Here is an 18,455-nt window from a genome sequence, read left to right as displayed (position 1 = left end):
TCTCTTCTCGGGGTGCGGGGTCGGGATGGGGTGTCGGGGTGCGGGCGCGGACGGCTCAGCGGCCGAGGAACCAGGCGTACCAGCCGTAGCCGATCAGGCCCGCGGCGACCAGGGCCAGGAGCACGACGGTCCAGGCGGGCTTCTTCTGCTGGTGGAAGGAGATGGCACCGCCGGCGACGAACGCGCCGAGGACCATGACGACGACCGCCGCGCTCACGCGGGGGCCTGGCCGGGACGCCCGGGGTCACCGGGGCGGTCGGCCGGCTCGTCGGCGGCCGCGAGCGGGTCGGCGGCCCTCAGGTGGTCGAGGCGGCCGGTGCGCGGCAGGGTGCCGAGCCAGTTGCGCAGCAGCTGGATCCCGGCCCCGGAGGACTTCTCGGGGTGGAACTGGGTGGCGCACAGCGCACCGTTCTCGACGGCGGCGACGAAGCGCCCGCCGTGGTCGGACCAGGTGACCTGCGGCGGCCTCATCTTCTCGATGGACTGCGGGAAGTCCCACTCCTGCACGCCGTAGGAGTGCACGAAGTAGAACCGCTCGTCCTCGATGCCCTTGAACAGCACGGTGTCCGCGGGGGGCTCGACGGTGTTCCAGCCCATGTGCGGGACGACGTCCGCGCGGAGCCGTTCGACGACGCCGGGCCACTCGCCCATGCCCTCGGTCTCCTGCCCGTGCTCGACGCCGGAGTCGAACAGCACCTGCAGCCCCACGCAGATGCCCAGGACGGGGCGCCCGCCGGCGAGCCGGCGGCCGATCAGGCGCAGGCCGTCGACGGCGCGCAGGCCGTCCATCACGGCGGCGAAGGCGCCGACGCCGGGGACCACGAGGCCGTCGGCCTCGAGCACGGCCTGCGGGTCGGCGCTGAGGACCACGTCGGCGCCGGCGGCCTCGAGGGCGCGCACGGCCGAGCGGACGTTGCCGGCGCCGTAGTCGAGGACGGTCACGGTGGGCCGGCGCTCGCCGGCGCCGTCCCGCCCGGAGCCCTGGCGGGTGTCGGTGCTCTCGGGGGTTCCGGTGCTCACAGGGCGCCCTTCGTCGACGGGATGCCGCTGACCCGGGGATCGGGCTCGACGGCCTGGCGCAGCGCGCGGGCCAGCGCCTTGAACTGGGCCTCGGCGATGTGGTGGGGGTCCCGGCCGGCCAGCAGGGTGATGTGCAGGCAGATCCCGGCGTGGTGGGCCAGGGACTCGAAGACGTGCTGGACCATGGAGCCGGTGAAGTGGCCCCCGATCAGGTGGTACTGCTGGCCCTCCGGCTCCCCGGTGTGCACGGCGTAGGGCCGGCCGGAGATGTCGACCACCGCGTTCGCGAGGGCCTCGTCCAGCGGGACGGTGGCCTCCCCGAACCGCCGGATGCCGGCCTTGTCGCCGAGCGCCTGGCGCAGGGCGTCGCCGAGCACGATCGCGGTGTCCTCGACGGTGTGGTGGACGTCGATGTGGGTGTCGCCGCTGGCCTTGATCCGCATGTCGATGAGCGAGTGCTTCGCCAGGGCGGTGAGCATGTGGTCGTAGAACGGCACCGAGGTGTCGATCTCGTGGGCGCCGGTGCCGTCGAGGTCGATCTCGACCGTGACGGAGGACTCGCTGGTGCGCCGTTCGACGGTGGCGCGGCGCGGCGCGGCGGTGGGGTGCTGGGTGCTCATGCCGGGTGGAACTCCTCGCGGGCGCGGCCGTCGCCGCGCCGGGGGCGGGGCGGCGGCCGCGAAGGTGGTCGGGTCCGGCGCGGCCGGCCCGGTGGTGGTCTGCGTCCATGCTATCGGGGCGGGCGGGCCCCGGGCTCCGGGGGGCTCAGCCCGCCGACACGATCCGCTCCATGGCCGTGAGGAAGGCGGTGGTCTCCTCCTCGGTGCCGGCGGTGACCCGCAGGTGGCCGGGGATCCCGACGTCGCGCACGAGCACGCCGTCGGCCAGCAGGGCCTCCCACACGGCGCGGGAGTCCTCCATGCCGCCGAAGAAGACGAAGTTGGAGTCCGACTCGGCAGGCTCCAGGCCCAGGCGGGTGAGCTCGTCCACGATCCGGTCCCGCTGCACCTTGATGTCCTCCACGTTGGCCAGCAGGGACCCCGAGTGCCGCAGGGCGGCGAGGGCCGTGGCCTGCGTGACCGCGGACAGGTGGTAGGGCAGGCGCACGAGGCGCACGGCGTCGGCGACCTCCGGGGCGGCGGCGAAGTAGCCGAGCCGCGCGCCGGCCAGCGCGAACGCCTTGCTCATGGTGCGCGAGACGACCAGCCGCGGGCGGCCCTCGAGCAGGCCGAGCGCCGAGGGGGTGCCGGTGTGGGAGAACTCGGCGTAGGCCTCGTCCACCACGACGACGGTGTTGAACTCCTCCCCCGCCTCGTACACGGCCGTGACGACGTCCGCGTCCAGCGCCGTGCCCGTCGGGTTGTTCGGGGAGCACAGGAAGACGACGTCGGGCCCGTGCCGGCGGACCTGCTCGGCGGCGGAGCGCGCGGAGAGCCCGAAGCCGGCGGCGCGCTCCCCGGCGATGAACGTCGTGTCCGTGCCGGAGGCCAGCAGGGGGTACATCGAGTAGGTGGGGACGAAGGTCAGCAGGCTGCGGCCGGGGCCGCCGAAGGCTTGGAGGAGCTGCTGCAGGATCTCGTTGGAGCCGTTGGCCGCCCACAGGTGCTCGGCGCCCAGGCCGTGCCCCAGGTAGCGGGCGAGCTCCTCGCGCAGGGCCGTGAACTCCCGGTCGGGATAGCGGTTGAGGGTCCGGGCGGCCTCGGTGACCTCCCGCACGATCGCCGCGTGCACGTCCTCCGGCACCGGGTGGGTGTTCTCGTTCGTGTTGAGGGCCACCGCGACGTCGAGCTGCGGAGCCCCGTACGGGGACTTGCCGCGCAGGTTGTCGCGCAGCGGGAGGGCGTTGAGGCGGTCGAGGTTCTGCGTCACCCGTACAGTTTAGGACGCCCCGACGGCGCGCCCGCGCGGCGGACCGGGGTCCGGGCGCCCGGGGTGCGGGCCGCCGCGCTCAGGCGGCCGGGACCTCGAGCACCTGTCCGGCGAGGAGCACGGAGGTCTCGAGGTCGTTGAGCTCCACGATCTCGTCCATGACCTCGCGCGGGTCCCGCTGGGCGTCGGCGGCCACGGCCACGTCCCAGAGGGTCTGGCCGGGATGGACGGTGGCGCGCCCGGTCCCGGACCCGGAGACCGGCTCGCTGGTGGCCGTGGCGGTGGAGGGCACCAGGAACACCACGGCGAGGACCACGAGGGCCGCGGCACCGGTGAGCACGGGCAGGCCCAGGAACACGAGGCGGCCGCGGCGGGTGAGGGTCAGCGGCGCGGGTGCGGCGGGAGCCGTGGAGCGGGTGCGGCGCAGGGCCCGCGCGACGGCGCGCGGGGCGCCGAGCGGGCGGATCCGGGCCGCACCGACCCCGGCGGCGGCCTTCGCGGCACTGAAGCTGGCACTGGCACTCATGGCATGCACTCCTTGACGTTCCCGCGCGGGCGGGCGATCTCGAACTCCGGTCCGACCGGGCGGATCTGCCGATTCCTATTCGATCGAACATACTTTCGAACACCGGTGATCCATGTCTAGCACGCATCTGCGAAGGATGTCGACGCCCGCTCGTACATATGTTTGAAGACACACCCGGACTCCCCTAGGCTGTGGACATGTCCGGGCCGCGGTCCGGCGCGCTCCTGGAACCCCCGGCGCCCGGCGACCGGCAACCATGGAACCACCCGGGTCCGACATCGGAACCGGGACGGGCGCCGCAGCCGGCCCCACCGGACGGGAAAGGACGACGAGGAATGGCCCAGCCCCCCACCCCCGAGGACCCCCAGGCGCACTCCGCCCGCACCGGCCGCCGCGGCGCCCGCGGCCTCAGCCCGCGCCAGCGCACGATCCTCGAGGCCATCCAGCGCTCCATCGCCGAGCGCGGCTATCCGCCGTCGATGCGGGAGATCGGGGACCTCGTGGGCCTCGCGTCGCTGTCGAGCGTCACCCACCAGCTCTCCCAGCTCGAGAAGCTCGGCTACCTGCGCCGGGACCCGAAGCGGCCGCGGGCCATGGAGGTCCTGACCCCGCTGCAGCTGCGCGACACCGCGGGGGGCGGCGCCGCGGAGCCCTCCGGCCCGCGCCGGGCGCGCACGGCGGCCCCGGACTCCGTGGCGGAGCTGTCGACGTCGGCGGACGTGACCATGGTCCCGCTCGTGGGCCACATCGCCGCGGGCGGGCCGATCACGGCCGAGCAGGCCGTCGAGGACGTGCTCGCGCTGCCGCGCCAGCTGGTGGGCCACGGCGAGCTGTTCATGCTCCGCGTCAAGGGCGACTCGATGATCGACGCCGCCATCTGCGACGGCGACTGGGTGGTCGTCCGCCGGCAGAGCTCCGCGGACAACGGCGACATCGTGGCCGCCCTGCTCGACGAGGAGGCGACCGTCAAGACCTTCCGGCAGCGCGACGGGCACACGTGGCTGCTGCCGCAGAACACCCGCTACGAGCCGATCCTCGGCGACCACGCCACGGTGATGGGCAAGGTCGTCTCGGTGCTGCGCAGCCTCTGACCGGCCCGCGCCGGGCCTGCCGGACGCGACGGGGCCCGGCCGTCCGGCCGGGCCCCGTCGCGCTTCCGTGGTGCCGTCCGCCGGGCGTCAGCCCGTCGACAGGCGCTCCAGCGCGCCGAGCACGACCGAGCGGTCCGTGGTGGTCCACAGCGGGGGCAGGGAGGCGCGCAGGAACCCGCCGTAGCGGGCGGTGGCGATCCGGGAGTCCAGGATCGCGACGACCCCCCGGTCCCCGCCCGCGCGGATCAGCCGCCCGGCGCCCTGCGCCAGCCGCACGGCCGCGTGCGTGGCCGAGACGGACATGAACCCGTTGCCCCCGGCACGCTCGGCCGCCCGGGAGCGCGCGGTCGACAGCGGGTCGTCCGGGCGCGGGAAGGGGATGCGGTCGATCATCACGAGCCGGCACGACGCGCCCGGCACGTCCACGCCCTGCCACAGGCTCATCGTCCCGAACAGACTCGTGGCCGGGTCCTCGGCGAACTCCTGCACGAGGCCCGCCAGCGAGGACTCCCCCTGGCACAGGATCGGCAGGTCGGTGCGCCCGCGCAGGGCCGCGGCGGCCTCCTCGGCCGCGCGGCGGGACGAGAACAGGCCCAGCGCGCCGCCGCGGGAGGCCTCGAGCAGCGCGAGCATCTCGTCCAGCTGCGCGTCGGTGAGCCGGCGGCCGGGCTTCTCGAGGTGCTTGGCGAGGTAGAGGATGCCCTGCCTGGGGTAGTCGAAGGGGCTCCCGACGTCGACGCCCTCCCAGCCCGGGGCACCCTCGCCCTTCAGCCCCAGGGCTCCGGCGGCGGCGTCGAAGGAGGAGCCGACCGACAGGGTGGCGGAGGTCAGGACCACCGTGCGCCCGTCGAACAGGCCCTCCCGCAGGGTGCCGGCCACCGACAGCGGGGCGACGTGCAGGGTGGCGGGGTCGGTGTCCTCGGCGGGCACGTAGCCGCGGCCGGGCTCCCACCCGCCCTGCCGGGAGACCCACAGCACCTCGCGGGAGTCCCCGGCGGCGAGGATGCGCTCCGCCAGCTCCAGGACGTCGCTGACGCGGGAGCGGGCCATCTGCCGCCCGGCGTCGCCGTCCTTCTCCCCGCCCGAGCCGCCCTTGGTCTCGGTCATGGCCGTGCGGGCGGCGTCGCGGATCTGGGCGACGGCGCCCGCCTGGGCGTCGTCGAGCCCGCGGTGCATCAGCTCCGCCGGCACGCCCAGCAGCGCGGCCTCGAGGTTGGCGGCGCCGGCCGTGAGGGAGTCGGCGCTCGCGGCCGTGTGCTTGCGCAGGGAGGCCGCCGCGGAGCGGACCATGGCCGGCGAGAGCTGGCCCGTGACCGCTCCCGTGACCCGGTCCTGGAGCTCGTGGGCCTCGTCGATGACCACGACCTCGTGCTCGGGCAGCACGGTGACGCCCTCGAACGCGTTGATCGCGAGCAGGGCGTGGTTGGTGATGACGATGTCCGCCTCGTCCGCGCGCTGCTTGGCGAGCTCGGCGAAGCACTCCTCGACGAGCGGGCAGTTGCGGCCCAGGCACTCCTTGGCCGTGACGGAGACCTGCCGCCAGGCCTTGTCGCTCACCCCGGGCACCACCTCGTCGCGGTCGCCGGTCTCGGTGGCCCGGGCCCACTCGCGCAGGCGCAGCACCTCCTGGCCGAGCCGGCCGCCGCTCGCGTCCGCCTCCGCGGGCCCGGGGTGCGGGGCGGAGTCGGGCAGGGCGAAGAGCGCGCCGGGCTCGTCGTCGGAGGGGTAGCCGCCCTCGAGCTTGTGCAGGCAGGCGTAGTTGCTGCGGCCCTTGAGCAGGGCGACGTCGAGCTCGCGCTCGAGGCTGCCCTCGAGCGCGGCGAGCAGGCGCGGGACGTCCCGGCCCACGATCTGCGACTGCAGCGCGAGCGTGGCGGTGGCCACGACCACGGGCTTGTCCGCGCCCTGGGCGTGGGCCACGAGCGGGGCCAGGTAGGCCAGCGACTTGCCGGTGCCGGTGCCCGCCTGCACGAGCAGGTGCCGCCCGCGGTCCAGGGACTCGGCGACCTTCGCGGCCATCAGCCGCTGGCCGTCCCGGACCTGCCCGCCCATCGCGTCCACGGCGGTGTCGAGCAGGTCCAGGGCCTCCTCGGCCCCGGGCAGGGTCTCCGGGCGCACCTGCGCGACGTCGTGCCCGGACTCGTCCACGGATGCGGCCACGCGCTCAGGCGCTCTCGGCGCCGAAGGCGGGGGCGTGCCCGGGGACGAACTCCGACAGCTCCGCCGCGAGGTCCTCGCGGACCTTCACCAGCAGGTGGGTGCCCTCGGCCAGGTGCTCGGTGCGCAGGATCTCGGCGTCCCACTCGTGCAGCCGGCTCACGACGTCGCCCCGCTGGTAGGGCACCAGCAGGTCCAGCACCGTCTCCGGGCGCGGGATGGAGTCGCTGATCCGCTGCCGCAGCTCGTCGAGGCCCTCGCCCGTGCGGGCGGAGACCACCACGACGTTGCGCTCGCGCTGCTTGATCCGCTCCACGACGAAGGGGTCCGCCGCGTCGACCTTGTTCAGCACGATGATCTCGGGGATGTTCTGCGCGCCGATGTCCGAGAAGACCTGACGCACCGCGCGGACCTGACCCTCCGGGTCGGGGTGCGAGGCGTCGACCACGTGCAGGATGAGGTCGGCGTCGGCGACCTCCTCCAGGGTGGAGCGGAACGCCTCCACGAGCTGCGTGGGCAGCGAGCGGACGAAGCCGACCGTGTCCGAGAGCGTGTAGCCGATGCCGTCGGGGGTCTGCGCGCGGCGGACCGTGGGGTCCAGGGTCGCGAACAGGGCGTTCTCCACGAGCACGCCGGCGTCCGTGAGCCGGTTCAGCAGCGAGGACTTGCCCGCGTTGGTGTACCCGGCGATCGCCACGGACGGCACCGAGTTGCGGCGCCGGTTGAGGCGCTTGGTCTCGCGGGCCGGCTTCATCGCGGCGATGTCGCGGCGCAGCTTGGCCATGCGCGTGCGGATGCGGCGACGGTCCAGCTCGATCTTGGTCTCACCGGGGCCGCGGGAGCCGATGCCCTCACCGGCGGCGGCGCGGCCGCCGGCCTGGCGGGACAGGGACTCGCCCCAGCCGCGCAGGCGCGGGAGCAGGTACTCGAGCTGGGCGAGCTCGACCTGGGCCTTGCCCTCCTTGGACTTCGCGTGCTGCGCGAAGATGTCGAGGATCAGGCCGGTGCGGTCGATGACCTTGACCTTGACGACGTCCTCCAGCCCGCGCCGCTGGGAGGGGGCCAGCTCGGAGTCGACGATGACGGTGTCGGCGCCGGTCGCGGCGACGATGTCCCGCAGCTCCTTGGCCTTGCCCGAGCCCAGGAAGGTGGCGGGGTCCGGCTTGAGCCGGCGCTGGACGATGCCGTCGAGCACCTCGGAGCCGGCGGTCTCGGCGAGGGCCGCGAGCTCCCGCAGGGAGTTCTCCGCGTCCTCGAGCGTGCCCTCGGTCCAGAGGCCGGCGAGCACCACGCGCTCCAGGCGCAGCTGGCGGTACTCGAGCTCGGTGACGTCCTCGAGCTCGGTGGACAGTCCACCCACGCGGCGCAGGGCGCGGCGCTCCTCGAGGTCCTGCTGCTCGCCGTCGTGGTCGGAGTGCTCCTGGTCGCTGTCGGCCAGCTCCCGGGCGCGGCCGGTGAGGCGGCCGGTGCCGCGGGCCGCGGCGTCGTCGTGCTCGGCGGCGTCGCCCTCCGCGGACTGCTGCTCGCCGTGCTGGGCCTCCCGGGCCCGGGCGCGGGACAGGACGCGCTCGACGACGTCCTCGAGCTCCTGCCGGCTCAGGCCGTCGTCGGCCGGCACCGCGGAGGTCGCGGTGCCGCGCTCGGCAGGGGTGTTGTGAGACTGGGTCATGGTTCCTTTCGGAAGGACGGTGGTACGTGGATTCTAGTCGCCGCCCCGGACATCGGGGGCGTCGGTGGGAAGGGGCGGGGAAGCGGGCGGTGCGGGCCCGGCCGGTGCGGTCGGTAGCATGGGCGGTTATGGCACCGCGTTCCGACTCCCCCGATCCCGCAACGAGCTCGGCCGCTCCCAACCCGGCCGCCGAGCACTACTTCTCGGAGGATCCCTCGACGCCGGAGCAGCGGCGGTCGGTGACCGTCGTGCTGCGCGGGCGGGAGGTGGCGCTGCAGACCTCCAACGGGGTCTTCAGCCCGCGAGGTCTCGACAAGGGAACGTCCGTACTGCTCCAGAATGTTCCCGATCCGGCGGGCCGGGAGCTGCTCGACGTGGGCTGCGGGTGGGGGCCGATCGCCCTGAGCATGGCCGCGGCCGCCCCGGGGGCGCGGGTCACCGCCGTGGACGTCAACGAACGCTCGCTCGCCCTGACCCGGGACAACGCCGCGGCGCTCGGGCTCGGCAACGTCGAGGCGATGGCGCCGGACCGGGTGCCCGCGGAGCGGCGCTTCGACACCATCTGGTCCAACCCGCCGATCCGGATCGGCAAGCAGCAGCTGCACGAGCTGCTGCTGCGGTGGCTGCCCCGGCTGGCCCCGGGCGGAACGGCGTGGCTCGTGGTGCAGAAGAACCTCGGCGCGGACTCCCTGCAGCAGTGGCTGGCCTCGGCCCTGGGCGGGGACTACACCGTCTCCCGGCACGCCACGGACAAGGGCTTCCGGGTCCTGCGGGTCGCCCGCCGCGGCTGAGGCCGGTCCCGCCGGCGGGGCTCGGGCCCGCGCCCCGGCTCAGACGAACGTGCCGACGGCCACGAGCACGGCCGGACCGGCGAGCACCACGTGCTCCGAGCCGTCCGGCGCCGGGACGAACGTCACGGACACGACGCCGCCGGGCACCTGCACCAGCCACTGGTCCGGGGCCGTGGCCCCGCCCCAGAAGCGGGTCGCCGCGGCGGCGGCGCACGCACCCGTGCCGCAGGACTGCGTCTCGCCCACGCCGCGCTCGTGCACCCGCATCCGGACGCGGCCGACCCCGTCGTCGTCGCCGTCCGCGGGGACGACGAACTCGACGTTGGTCCCGTCCTCCGGGACGGGGCGCACGACCGGGGCGGTGTGCAGCTCGAGCTGGTCCAGCTTCTCCCCCTCGGCGAGCGCCACGACCGTGTGGGGGTTGCCCATGCCGATGGACAGCGCCGGGCGGGTCACCTTCAGCCCCTTGGCGGTCACCACGGCGTCCGAGCCGCGGCTGCGGGCGGCCTCGCCGTCGAGGAAGCTCCACGGGCCCATGTCCACGGCGTAGCCCGCCGACGTGCGGCCCACGGTCTTCACGCCCGCGCGGGTGCCGATCCGCAGCACGTCGCCCTCGGCGACCTCCACGAGGCCCTGGCTGATGAGGTGGTGCACGAACACGCGCACGCCGTTGCCGCACATCTCGGCGATCGAGCCGTCGTTGTTGCGGTAGTCCATGAACCACTCGGCGTCCGGGGCGCTCTCAAGGACGGCCCGGCCCTCGGGCAGCGCCTGCGAGCGCACGGCCCGGATCAGGCCGTCCCCGCCGATGCCGCGGTGGCGGTCGCAGACGAGGGCCACGAGCTCCGCGTCGAGGACGAGCCGCGCGTCCGGGTCCGTGACGAGCACGAAGTCGTTGCCCGTGCCGTGGCCCTTGGCGAAGGACCACCCGCGCAGCTCTCCCCAGACGGTCTGCTCCGGGGCGGTGGCGGGGTGGGCGGTGGCGGGCTGCGCGGAAGTCACCCGGTCATGATACCTGCGGTCCCGCACGGGCCCGGGCCGTCCCCTTCCCCGGTGCGCCCGCCCCCACTAGCCTGAGGGCACGACCACCGGCCCGCGGGAGGCGGCGGAGTCCGGCGCCCGGCCCGGGAGCGAGGTGCGTCAGGTGAACAGGCACGACGGCACGGACGAGGACGGTCTCCGGCCGGCCGGGGAGGAGCCCCGGGCGCCCGGCCGCCGGGGCGTGACGGCCACCGCCGTGCTGTGGGGCCAGCGGGTCCTGTACCTGCTCACGAGCGTGCTGGCGGGGTGGGGCGTGTACCACCTGTTCCTCGAGGAGATCGACGACGACGGGCGCCTGCCGTGGGCGTTCCTGCTGATCTGGGTGCTGTCGGCCTACGTGCTGCTGCCGCGGCTGACCCGGCTGCTCACCCGGCTCTACGTGCCGGACTACTTCATCGGACGCGCCCGGACCGCGGACGGGCTCCTGGGGGACCCGATCAACCTGGCCGTCGTGGGCACCCCCGCGCGGCTGCGGGCGGCGATGCTCGACGCCGGCTGGACCGCGGCGGACCCGCTGACCGTCCGGACCGGCTGGCACATCGTCCGGGCGTCCCTGCTGCGCCGCAGCTATCCCGCGGCACCCCTCAGCCCGCTGTTCGCCTTCGGCTGCCGGCAGGCCCTGGCCTTCGAGCAGGAGGTCGCGGGCAGCCCGGCGCAGCGCCACCACGTGCGGTTCTGGACCTGCCCGCCGGGGTGGCTGCTGCCGGGGGGCTACGCCGTCGACCTGCTGGGCGCGGCGACCTTCGACCGGCGGGTGGGCCTGTCCCTGTTCACCCTGCAGGTCACGCACAAGATCGCCGAGCGCACGGACGAGGAGCGGGACCGCGTCGTCGCGGCGCTGCGCTCGGCCGGGGCCACGGTGCACGTGGTGCACCACTTCTCCACCGGCTACCACGCCCGCAACGGGGGCGGGGACGCCATCGAGACCGACGGCGACCTGCCCGTCGTCGACGTGTGGCCGGCCCCGCCGGCGCAGCGGTCGGGGGGTGCCCCCGGTGGCGGCTGACCACGGCGCCGGCGCGGCTCGGCGCGACGGTCCCGCCCAGCGGTACCGGCAGCTGTTCGGCAGCGGTGAGGCCACGGAGCGGACGGTGTTCTTCAGCGACGCCGTCTTCGCGATCGCGATGACGCTGCTCGTGCTGGAGCTCATCATCCCGGCGGACCTGGCCCCCGGTGAGCTGGACTCCGCCCTCCGGGGGCACCTGCCGGAGTTCCTGGCCTACGTCCTGAGCTTCGCCGTGATCGGCACGGCGTGGATGAGCCACCACCGGCGGTTCACCGTCATCTGCCGCTACGACCGGGGCCTGCAGTGGCTGAACCTGCTGTCGCTGTTCTTCGTCGCGCTGCTGCCGATGCCCACGAGCCTGCTCAGCGACTACGGCGGGAGCGGCTCGCCGTGGCCGGTGGTGCTGTACGCCGCGGTGTCGGCGGCCGTCTACGGGTCGCTGAACCTGGTGTGGGCCCACGCCTGGCACGCCGGGCTGATGGCGTCCGTGGTCGACGCCGCCCTGTACCGCTACGTGCTGCGGGCGCTGCTGCCGGCGCCGGTGGTCTTCGCCCTGAGCATCCCGGTGGCGTTCTGGGATCCCGGGGCCGCCCCGTGGGCCTGGCTGCTCATCGTCCCGGCGGCCGCCGCGGACCGGTGGTGGCTGCGCCGCTCGGCCGGCGGCTGAGCGCCGGCGCCCCTACGGGCGGCCGGGCGCCGGCGCGGAGCGCTCGACGAGCTCCACGGCGCGCTCCACGAGCTGCGGGTCGGACCAGTCCAGCCAGTGCACGCGCGGGTCCGCCCGGAACCAGGTGAGCTGGCGGCGGGCGAAGCGGCGGGTGGCCACGACGGTGGCCTCGGCCGCCTCGGCCACGGTGGCGCGGCCGTCCACGACGTCGAGGAACTGGCCGTAGCCCAGGGCGCGGGCGGCGGTGCGGCCCTCGCGCAGCCCGGCCGCGGCCAGCCGCCGGACCTCGTCCTCCAGGCCGGCCTCGACCATGGCCTCGACCCGCCGGGCCAGGCGTGCGTGCAGCTCGGCCCGGTCCCCGTCGAGGCCGAGCTGCACGGTGGGTGCGACGTACTCCCGGCGGGGCATGAAGGAGGTGAACGGGCGGCCGGTGAGCTCCCAGACCTCCAGGGCCCGCACCACGCGGCGGTCGTCCGCCAGCCGCGCCGCGGACTCGGGATCGACCTGCCGCAGCCGCTCCCGGAGGGCGCCGGGGCCCTGCTCGGCGAGCTCGCGCTCGATCCGGGCCCGCACGGCGGGATCGGTGCCGGGCAGCTCCAGCACGTCGAGGGCCGCCCGCACGTACAGCCCGGAGCCCCCCACGAGGACCGGGACCCGGCCGCGGGAGCGGATCCCGGCGAAGTGCTCGCGGGCGGCGCGCTGGAAGTCGGCGACGGAGGCCTCCTGCGTGACGTCGAGGACGTCCAGGAGGTGGTGCGGGACGCCCCGGCGCTCCTGCTCGGTGGCCTTGGCCGTGCCGATGTCCATGCCCCGGTAGAACTGCATGGAGTCGGCGTTGACGACCTCCCCGTCCAGCCGCAGGGCCAGTTCGACGCCCAGCGCGGTCTTGCCGGAGCCGGTGGGCCCCACGACGGCGACGACCGGGAGGTGCTGCGCGCTCACCGGACCGGCAGGCTCGGCATGCCCAGGCTCACGGGGCGGGGCCCGGCGGTCCCGGGGGCGGCGGGCACGCCGCAGGAGGCGGCCTGCTGCCGGTCCCACGCGTCGCCGGCCCGCGAGCGCCGCAGGACGTAGTCCTCGGGCCCGCGGGGGTCGGCCACGAGGTGGTACGGGGCGGCGTCGGTGACGGTGACCGTGACGAAGTCCCCGGGCCGCGGCGCCTCGGCGCCCTCGGGGACGGCGAAGTGCACGAGCCGCTGGTCCTGCGCGCGGCCGGAGAGCCGGCTGGTCGAGCCGGCCTTCCGGCCCGCCTCGGCGGTGACGAGCAGCTCGACCCGCCGTCCGACGAGCGCCCGGTTCTCCTCCGCGGCGATCCGGTCCTGCAGCGCCACGAGGCGCTCGAAGCGCTCCTGGACGACGGCCTTGGGGATCTGGTCGGCCATCTCCCCGGCGGGCGTGCCGGGACGGACCGAGTACTGGAAGGTGTAGGCGGAGGAGAAGCGGGAGGCCGCCACGACGTCGAGGGTGTCCTGGAAGTCCTCCTCGGTCTCGCCCGGGAAGCCCACGATGATGTCCGTGGTGATCGCGGCCTCCGGGATGCGGGCGCGGACCTTGTCGAGGATGCCGAGGAACTTCGCCGAGCGGTAGGAGCGGCGCATGTCCTTGAGGATCCGGTCGGAGCCGGACTGCAGGGGCATGTGCAGCTGCGGCATGACGTTGGGGGTCTCGGCCATGGCGTCGATGACGTCGTCGGTGAACGCGGCGGGGTGCGGGCTCGTGAACCGCACCCGCTCGAGCCCCTCGATCTGCCCGCAGGCGCGCAGCAGCTTGGCGAACGCCCCGCGGTCCCCGAACTCGACGCCGTAGGAGTTGACGTTCTGCCCGAGCAGGGTGACCTCCACGGCGCCCTGGTCCACCAGGGCCTGCACCTCGGCGAGGACGTCGCCGGGGCGGCGGTCCTTCTCCTTGCCGCGCAGCGACGGGACGATGCAGAACGTGCAGGTGTTGTTGCAGCCCACGGAGATCGACACCCACCCGGAGTAGGCGCTGTCGCGCTTGGTGGGCAGGGTGGAGGGGAAGACCTCGAGGGCGTCGAGGATCTCGATCTGGGCCTCGGCGTTGTGCCGGGCGCGCTCGAGCAGCGTGGGCAGGGACCCGATGTTGTGGGTGCCGAAGACGACGTCGACCCAGGGCGCCTTCGTGAGGATGGTGTCCTGGTCCTTCTGCGCCAGGCACCCGCCCACGGCGATCTGCAGGTCCTTGTTGCGCTTCTTCGCGGGCACGAGCTGGCCGAGGTTGCCGTAGAGCTTGTTGTCGGCGTTCTCGCGCACCGCGCACGTGTTGAACACGACGAGGTCCGGCTCCCCGCCGTCGGCGGGGACGTAGCCGGCGGCCTCGAGCAGACCGGTGATCCGCTCGGAGTCGTGGACGTTCATCTGGCAGCCGAAGGTGCGCACCTCGTAGGAGCGCGGCACGGCGGCTGCGGAGGGCGGGGACGAGGGCGCGGCGGAGGTCACGGGCAGGTCCGGGGAGAGGGCGGCGGGGCTGGACATCACCGGTCAATTGTACGGGGCGCGGCGGGACGCGGCGCCCTCGGGTCACCGGTCAGGGGGCGTCCGGGTACGCCCCGCCGAGCTCGTCGTCCGGGCCGGGGCCGCCGAGGGCGGCGAGCTCGTCCCGGACCACCGCGAAGGCGAGACCCGGCGCGTAGCCCTTCCGGCCGAGCATCCCGACGAGGCGGCGCACGAGCCGGTCCCGCTCGGCGCGGTCGTCCAGGTCCGCGCCGGCGGGCAGCCTGCGGCGCACGAGCTCGGCGGCGTCCGCGCGCTCGTCGTCGTCGGTGCGCTGCCCGAGCGCCTCCTCGGCGGCGTCCCCGGTGACTCCCCGCGCGGCGAGCTCGCGCCGGATGGCCGAGCGGGCGAGCTTGCGGGAGCCCGCGCGGGAGCGGACGTAGAGCTCGGCGTACTGGGCGTCGTCGACGAGGTTCACCTCCTCGAAGCGGTCCAGCACCTCCCGGGCCACGTCCTCGGGGACGTTGCGGTCGGCGAGCTTGTCCTCGAGCTGCTTGCGGCTCTTGGCGGAGGCGGTGAGCTGGCGCAGCACGATGGCACGGGCGACCTCCCGGGGATCGGGCTCCGGGTCGGCGGCCGCGGACGACGACGCCGCCGGGCCCTCCGGCCCGCGGGAGCGGGCGGAGGACCGGCGGCGTCGTCGTGCGTAGGGGCTCTCGGTCACCGGGCTCAGAAGGCGGGGCCGGCGGCCTCGGCGGGCAGCCCGGCGGCCTCCGCGTCCTGGTCCTCGGCGGCGCCCTCCAGCTCGGGCTCGGCCACGATCCCGAGCTTCACGAGGATCCGGCGCTCGATCTCCTCGGCGAGCTCCGGGTTGTCCTTGAGGAACCGGCGGGCGTTCTCCTTGCCCTGCCCGAGCTGGTCGCCCTCGTAGGTGAACCAGGCGCCCGACTTCTTGACGATGCCGTGCTCCACGCCCATGTCGATGAGCCCGCCCTCGGTGGAGATGCCCTCCCCGTAGAGGATGTCGAACTCGGCCTGCTTGAAGGGCGGGGCCATCTTGTTCTTGACGATCTTGGCACGGGTGCGGTTGCCCACGGGGTTCGCCCCGTCCTTGAGCGTCTCGATGCGGCGCACGTCCACGCGCACCGAGGCGTAGAACTTCAGCGCCTTGCCGCCCGTGGTGGTCTCGGGGCTGCCGAAGAACACGCCGATCTTCTCGCGCAGCTGGTTGATGAAGATCGCGGTGGTGTTCGTGTGGGAGAGCCGGCCCGTGATCTTGCGCAGCGCCTGGCTCATCAGGCGGGCCTGCAGGCCCACGTGGCTGTCGCCCATCTCGCCCTCGATCTCGGCCTTCGGCACGAGGGCCGCGACGGAGTCGATGACGATGATGTCGATGGAGCCGGAGCCCACGAGCATGTCCATGATCTCGAGCGCCTGCTCACCGGTGTCCGGCTGGGACACGAGCAGGCTGTCCGTGTCCACGCCGAGCTTCTCGGCGTAGGAGGGGTCGAGCGCGTGCTCGGCGTCGATGAACGCCGCGATGCCGCCGGCCTTCTGGACGTTGGCCACCGCGTGCAGGGCGACCGTGGTCTTGCCGGAGGACTCCGGGCCGTAGATCTCCACGACGCGGCCGCGGGGGAACCCGCCGATGCCCAGGGCCACGTCCATGGCGATGGAGCCGGTGGGGATGGTCTCGATCTTCGTCGCCGGGCGGTCGCCCAGGCGCATGACGGAGCCCTTGCCGTAGTTCTTGTCGATCTGCGCGAGGACCGTCTCGAGGGCCTTCTCGCGGTCGGAGCCGAACTGCTGGTCGGGGCGCTGCGTGCTGGCCTTGCCTGCCATGATTCACCTCGTGTTCGCGGGGCTCCGCCGGTGGGCCGGAACCGTTCTTGCTGGTGCTGTCGTGTTCCACGGTATCGGCGCGGTCGGACACCGTAAGGCCTCGCGCGGAGCCTGGGGACGGGCGCGCAGCGCCGGCCCGGGACCGGGCCGGCTGTGGAGGCCGCACCCGCCCTTCGAATATACCTTCGAAGCCGGTGCGGGTCCACGGGCGCGCCGGGGCGTGTCCCGTCAGCCGCGCGGCGGCCGGTCCTCGCCCCACCAGCGCGCCTCGGGCACGTCCTGGGCGCGGCAGACCGCGAACCACACGGCCTTCGGGTCGACGCCCTCCTCGAGGGCCTCGCTGGCCGTGCGGTGCCCCAGCTCGCCCAGCACCAGGTCGCGCGCCAGGACCTTGCTGTAGCCCGCGCCGAACTCACCGGCCATCAGCTCCCAGAAGCTGCTCAGCCTCACGCGCCCTCCTTCGTCGGGGTGCCCCGCGCCGTCCGCCGGCGCCCTCGCCGGCCGACGGCGGCCCGCGGGGCCGTGGTTCCCGTCGATTCTGCCACCTGCGCGGCCGAGGGCCCGCCGGTCTGTCGACCGGCGGACCCTCGGGGATGCCGTGCGGGGGCGGCGGAGCCGCCCGTGGGGGTCAGCGGGCGCCGGCCGCGGCGGCCTCGCCGCCGTTGACCCGGCCGAACTCCCGCGAGTACTGCTCGGTGAGGTCGCTGGGGACCGTGTCGGGGACCAGCAGCCCCTCGGCGTAGGCCAGGCGGTCGGCGACCTCGCGCAGCATCTGGGACATCGGGATGTCGAGCGCCGCGCAGATCGACGCGAGGAGCTCCGAGGAGGCCTCCTTCTGGCCTCGCTCGACCTCGCTCAGGTAGCCGAGGGACACGCGGGCGCTGTGGGAGACCTCGCGCAGTGTGCGCCCCTGACGCTGGCGCACGTTGCGCAGAACCTCACCGATTTCCTGGCGGAGTACACCCATCTTCATGTCCTTCGTCTCGGTCCGATCGTGATCGTCCACTCCCACGTCCTTCCAACGGACGACGCCATTGACGGACACGGGTTGCTTGGTCATGTGAATCGCTAGTCTCCTCGTGTGCGCGGCCGGTCCGCGACTTGACTCCGATGGGCTCAAGTCGAGCCTTCGACATTGATAACCACGCTGATGGTTCCATTCTTCCCCGGGCGGCGAACTTTTTCACTGGGAGTTGTCTGGGAGCACCAGGGCGGCGGTGAGCCGGTCGAGGGCGGCTTCGACCGCGGCGGCCCGGATCGCCGCCCGGTCCCCCGCCGCGGCCAGCTCGTGCGCCGAGCTGCCCGCCGGCCCGGCGACGCCCACGTAGACGGTCCCCACGGGCTTGCCGTCGTGCGGGTCGGGGCCGGCGACGCCGGTCGTGGAGACGCCCCAGTCCGTGCCCAGCCGCCGGCGCGCCCCCTCCGCCATGGCGACGGCGACGTCGGGGTCCACGGACCCGCGCTCTGCCAGCAGCCCGGCGGGGACGCCCAGGACCTCGGCCTTGACCCGGCTGGAGTAGGAGACGACCGCGCCCTCGAAGCACGCCGAGGCGCCCGGGACGTCCACGACGGCCGCCGCGAGGGCGCCGCCCGTCAGGGACTCGGCGGTCGACAGGGTGACCCCGCGCCGCACGGCCGCCGCGACGAGGGCGGCCGCGGCGGCGCCCGCCGGGGCGTCCGGGGCCGTCACCGCGCGGCCCGCCCGGCGAGCGCCCGGCGGCGCAGCTGCACGGCCTTGACGACGTAGTCCACGCCGGTGACGACCGTGACCACGAGGGCGGCGCCCATCGCGATCCAGCCGAGCCACGGCCACCACGGGCCCACGAGCGGGACCAGCGGCAGGAGCAGCAGCAGCAGCGCGACCGTCTGCAGGACGGTCTTGAGCTTGCCGCCCTTGGAGGCCGCCATCACGCCGTACCGGATGACCACGAAGCGCATGAGGGTGATGCCCCACTCGCGCACGAGGATCACCACGGTCACCCACCACCACAGCTCCCCGAGCATCGACAGGACCACGAAGGCGGCGCCCGTCAGCAGCTTGTCGGCGATCGGATCGGCGATCTTGCCGAAGCTCGTGATCAGCCCGCGGGCCCGGGCGATGTCGCCGTCGAGCTTGTCCGTGTACATCGCCACCGCGAACACGGCGAGGGCCGCCCACCGCATCGCGAGCGAGTCCTCGCCCCACGGCCCGCCGGCCCACAGGAACCAGACGAAGAAGGGGACGAGCACGATGCGCAGGGCGGTCAGCGCGTTGGGCAGGTTGAGGTTGGAGGCCTTCTGCGTCTCCGCGGGGCTCATCGGGTGCTCGCTTCCTGGTGGTGGGGCC

20 protein-coding genes are annotated in these 18,455 nt (G+C 74.4%); 4 read left to right on the top strand and 16 right to left on the bottom strand.

The features are described 5' to 3' along the window. Window positions 1-55: 55 nt before the first annotated feature. From ACYSMR_RS14150 to ACYSMR_RS14130, 5 genes are all read right to left on the bottom strand, one after another. Complete coding sequence (locus ACYSMR_RS14150) at window positions 56-217, bottom strand: hypothetical protein (RefSeq protein WP_251334061.1); 162 nt, start codon at window positions 215-217, stop codon at window positions 56-58. After that, entirely contained in the window at window positions 214-942 is a 729-nt protein-coding gene (gene hisH, locus ACYSMR_RS14145) for an imidazole glycerol phosphate synthase subunit HisH (RefSeq protein WP_461748030.1), read from the bottom strand. The genes ACYSMR_RS14150 and hisH overlap by 4 nt, the downstream gene beginning before the upstream one ends. Before the next feature lie 74 nt (window positions 943-1,016). Beyond that, window positions 1,017-1,640: an imidazoleglycerol-phosphate dehydratase HisB gene (gene hisB / locus ACYSMR_RS14140; protein ID WP_251334062.1), complete on the bottom strand. Its 624-nt coding sequence runs from the start codon at window positions 1,638-1,640 to the stop codon at window positions 1,017-1,019. 145 nt (window positions 1,641-1,785) lie between these two features. Further along, a complete protein-coding gene (locus ACYSMR_RS14135; RefSeq protein ID WP_251334063.1) occupies window positions 1,786-2,889 on the bottom strand; it encodes a histidinol-phosphate transaminase in 1,104 nt (367 codons plus the stop codon). A 79-nt stretch (window positions 2,890-2,968) separates the two neighbouring features. Beyond that, window positions 2,969-3,415, bottom strand: coding sequence for a LysM peptidoglycan-binding domain-containing protein (locus ACYSMR_RS14130; RefSeq protein WP_461746055.1), 447 nt, complete (start codon window positions 3,413-3,415; stop codon window positions 2,969-2,971). Between the two features lie 335 nt (window positions 3,416-3,750). Here ACYSMR_RS14130 and lexA point away from each other — a divergent pair, with 335 nt between their 5' ends. Beyond that, window positions 3,751-4,506 (top strand): transcriptional repressor LexA, encoded by a 756-nt coding sequence (lexA, locus tag ACYSMR_RS14125; RefSeq protein WP_461746053.1) that lies wholly within the window; start codon window positions 3,751-3,753, stop codon window positions 4,504-4,506. A gap of 87 nt (window positions 4,507-4,593) precedes the next feature. Here the strand turns inward: lexA and ACYSMR_RS14120 are convergent, their stop codons facing one another. Both ACYSMR_RS14120 and hflX read right to left on the bottom strand, forming a co-directional pair. After that, window positions 4,594-6,654, bottom strand: a complete 2,061-nt coding sequence (locus tag ACYSMR_RS14120; protein WP_461748029.1) for an ATP-dependent DNA helicase — start codon at window positions 6,652-6,654, stop codon at window positions 4,594-4,596. Between the two features lie 16 nt (window positions 6,655-6,670). Next, window positions 6,671-8,332 (bottom strand): GTPase HflX, encoded by a 1,662-nt coding sequence (hflX, locus tag ACYSMR_RS14115; RefSeq protein WP_461746051.1) that lies wholly within the window; start codon window positions 8,330-8,332, stop codon window positions 6,671-6,673. Window positions 8,333-8,460: 128 nt separating this feature from the next. Between hflX and ACYSMR_RS14110 the strand changes: the two genes are divergently transcribed. Beyond that, on the top strand, window positions 8,461-9,123 hold the full coding sequence (locus tag ACYSMR_RS14110) for a class I SAM-dependent methyltransferase (protein WP_251334067.1): 663 nt from the start codon (window positions 8,461-8,463) through the stop codon (window positions 9,121-9,123). Between the two features lie 39 nt (window positions 9,124-9,162). Here the strand turns inward: ACYSMR_RS14110 and dapF are convergent, their stop codons facing one another. Then, entirely contained in the window at window positions 9,163-10,125 is a 963-nt protein-coding gene (gene dapF / locus ACYSMR_RS14105; RefSeq protein ID WP_374238510.1) for a diaminopimelate epimerase, read from the bottom strand. 142 nt (window positions 10,126-10,267) lie between these two features. Here dapF and ACYSMR_RS14100 point away from each other — a divergent pair, with 142 nt between their 5' ends. Next, a complete protein-coding gene (locus tag ACYSMR_RS14100; RefSeq protein WP_461746049.1) occupies window positions 10,268-11,170 on the top strand; it encodes an LssY C-terminal domain-containing protein in 903 nt (300 codons plus the stop codon). Next, a complete protein-coding gene (locus ACYSMR_RS14095; RefSeq protein ID WP_461746047.1) occupies window positions 11,160-11,837 on the top strand; it encodes a TMEM175 family protein in 678 nt (225 codons plus the stop codon). Before ACYSMR_RS14100 ends, ACYSMR_RS14095 begins: the two co-directional genes overlap by 11 nt. A 12-nt stretch (window positions 11,838-11,849) precedes the next feature. Here the strand turns inward: ACYSMR_RS14095 and miaA are convergent, their stop codons facing one another. The 8 genes from miaA to pgsA form a co-directional block, all read right to left on the bottom strand. Continuing rightward, window positions 11,850-12,779 carry a tRNA (adenosine(37)-N6)-dimethylallyltransferase MiaA gene (gene miaA / locus ACYSMR_RS14090; protein ID WP_461746045.1) on the bottom strand — a complete coding sequence of 310 codons (930 nt, stop codon included), beginning with the start codon at window positions 12,777-12,779 and terminating at the stop codon, window positions 11,850-11,852. Continuing rightward, entirely contained in the window at window positions 12,776-14,329 is a 1,554-nt protein-coding gene (miaB, locus tag ACYSMR_RS14085; RefSeq protein WP_461746043.1) for a tRNA (N6-isopentenyl adenosine(37)-C2)-methylthiotransferase MiaB, read from the bottom strand. Before miaB ends, miaA begins: the two co-directional genes overlap by 4 nt. A gap of 52 nt (window positions 14,330-14,381) precedes the next feature. Next, entirely contained in the window at window positions 14,382-15,011 is a 630-nt protein-coding gene (locus tag ACYSMR_RS14080) for a regulatory protein RecX (RefSeq protein ID WP_251334071.1), read from the bottom strand. A 5-nt stretch (window positions 15,012-15,016) separates the two neighbouring features. After that, window positions 15,017-16,129 (bottom strand): recombinase RecA, encoded by a 1,113-nt coding sequence (gene recA, locus ACYSMR_RS14075; RefSeq protein ID WP_251334072.1) that lies wholly within the window; start codon window positions 16,127-16,129, stop codon window positions 15,017-15,019. A gap of 228 nt (window positions 16,130-16,357) precedes the next feature. Then, on the bottom strand, window positions 16,358-16,579 hold the full coding sequence (locus tag ACYSMR_RS14070) for a DUF3046 domain-containing protein (protein WP_251334073.1): 222 nt from the start codon (window positions 16,577-16,579) through the stop codon (window positions 16,358-16,360). Window positions 16,580-16,757: 178 nt separating this feature from the next. Beyond that, entirely contained in the window at window positions 16,758-17,189 is a 432-nt protein-coding gene (locus tag ACYSMR_RS14065; RefSeq protein WP_285859854.1) for a helix-turn-helix domain-containing protein, read from the bottom strand. A gap of 123 nt (window positions 17,190-17,312) precedes the next feature. Next, window positions 17,313-17,819, bottom strand: a complete 507-nt coding sequence (locus ACYSMR_RS14060; RefSeq protein WP_251334074.1) for a CinA family protein — start codon at window positions 17,817-17,819, stop codon at window positions 17,313-17,315. Then, entirely contained in the window at window positions 17,816-18,427 is a 612-nt protein-coding gene (pgsA, locus tag ACYSMR_RS14055; protein ID WP_251334075.1) for a CDP-diacylglycerol--glycerol-3-phosphate 3-phosphatidyltransferase, read from the bottom strand. Before pgsA ends, ACYSMR_RS14060 begins: the two co-directional genes overlap by 4 nt. Window positions 18,428-18,455 lie beyond the last annotated feature (28 nt).

The organism is Kocuria sp. U4B (assembly GCF_054875615.1).
Note: the sequence above shows the minus strand (reverse complement) of the source record. Positions and strands in the feature narration are given on the sequence as shown.

Bases quoted from the DNA above. Each gene is read 5' to 3' on its own strand.
- ACYSMR_RS14110 (WP_251334067.1), top strand. From the start codon at position 8,461: ATGGCACCGCGTTCCGACTCCCCCGATCCCGCAACGAGCTCGGCCGCT.
- lexA (WP_461746053.1), top strand. From the start codon at position 3,751: ATGGCCCAGCCCCCCACCCCCGAGGACCCCCAGGCGCACTCCGCCCGC.
- hisB (WP_251334062.1), bottom strand. From the start codon at position 1,640: ATGAGCACCCAGCACCCCACCGCCGCGCCGCGCCGCGCCACCGTCGAA.
- ACYSMR_RS14130 (WP_461746055.1), bottom strand. From the start codon at position 3,415: ATGAGTGCCAGTGCCAGCTTCAGTGCCGCGAAGGCCGCCGCCGGGGTC.
- hflX (WP_461746051.1), bottom strand. From the start codon at position 8,332: ATGACCCAGTCTCACAACACCCCTGCCGAGCGCGGCACCGCGACCTCC.
- pgsA (WP_251334075.1), bottom strand. From the start codon at position 18,427: ATGAGCCCCGCGGAGACGCAGAAGGCCTCCAACCTCAACCTGCCCAAC.
- ACYSMR_RS14065 (WP_285859854.1), bottom strand. From the start codon at position 17,189: ATGACCAAGCAACCCGTGTCCGTCAATGGCGTCGTCCGTTGGAAGGAC.
- miaB (WP_461746043.1), bottom strand. From the start codon at position 14,329: ATGTCCAGCCCCGCCGCCCTCTCCCCGGACCTGCCCGTGACCTCCGCC.
- recA (WP_251334072.1), bottom strand. From the start codon at position 16,129: ATGGCAGGCAAGGCCAGCACGCAGCGCCCCGACCAGCAGTTCGGCTCC.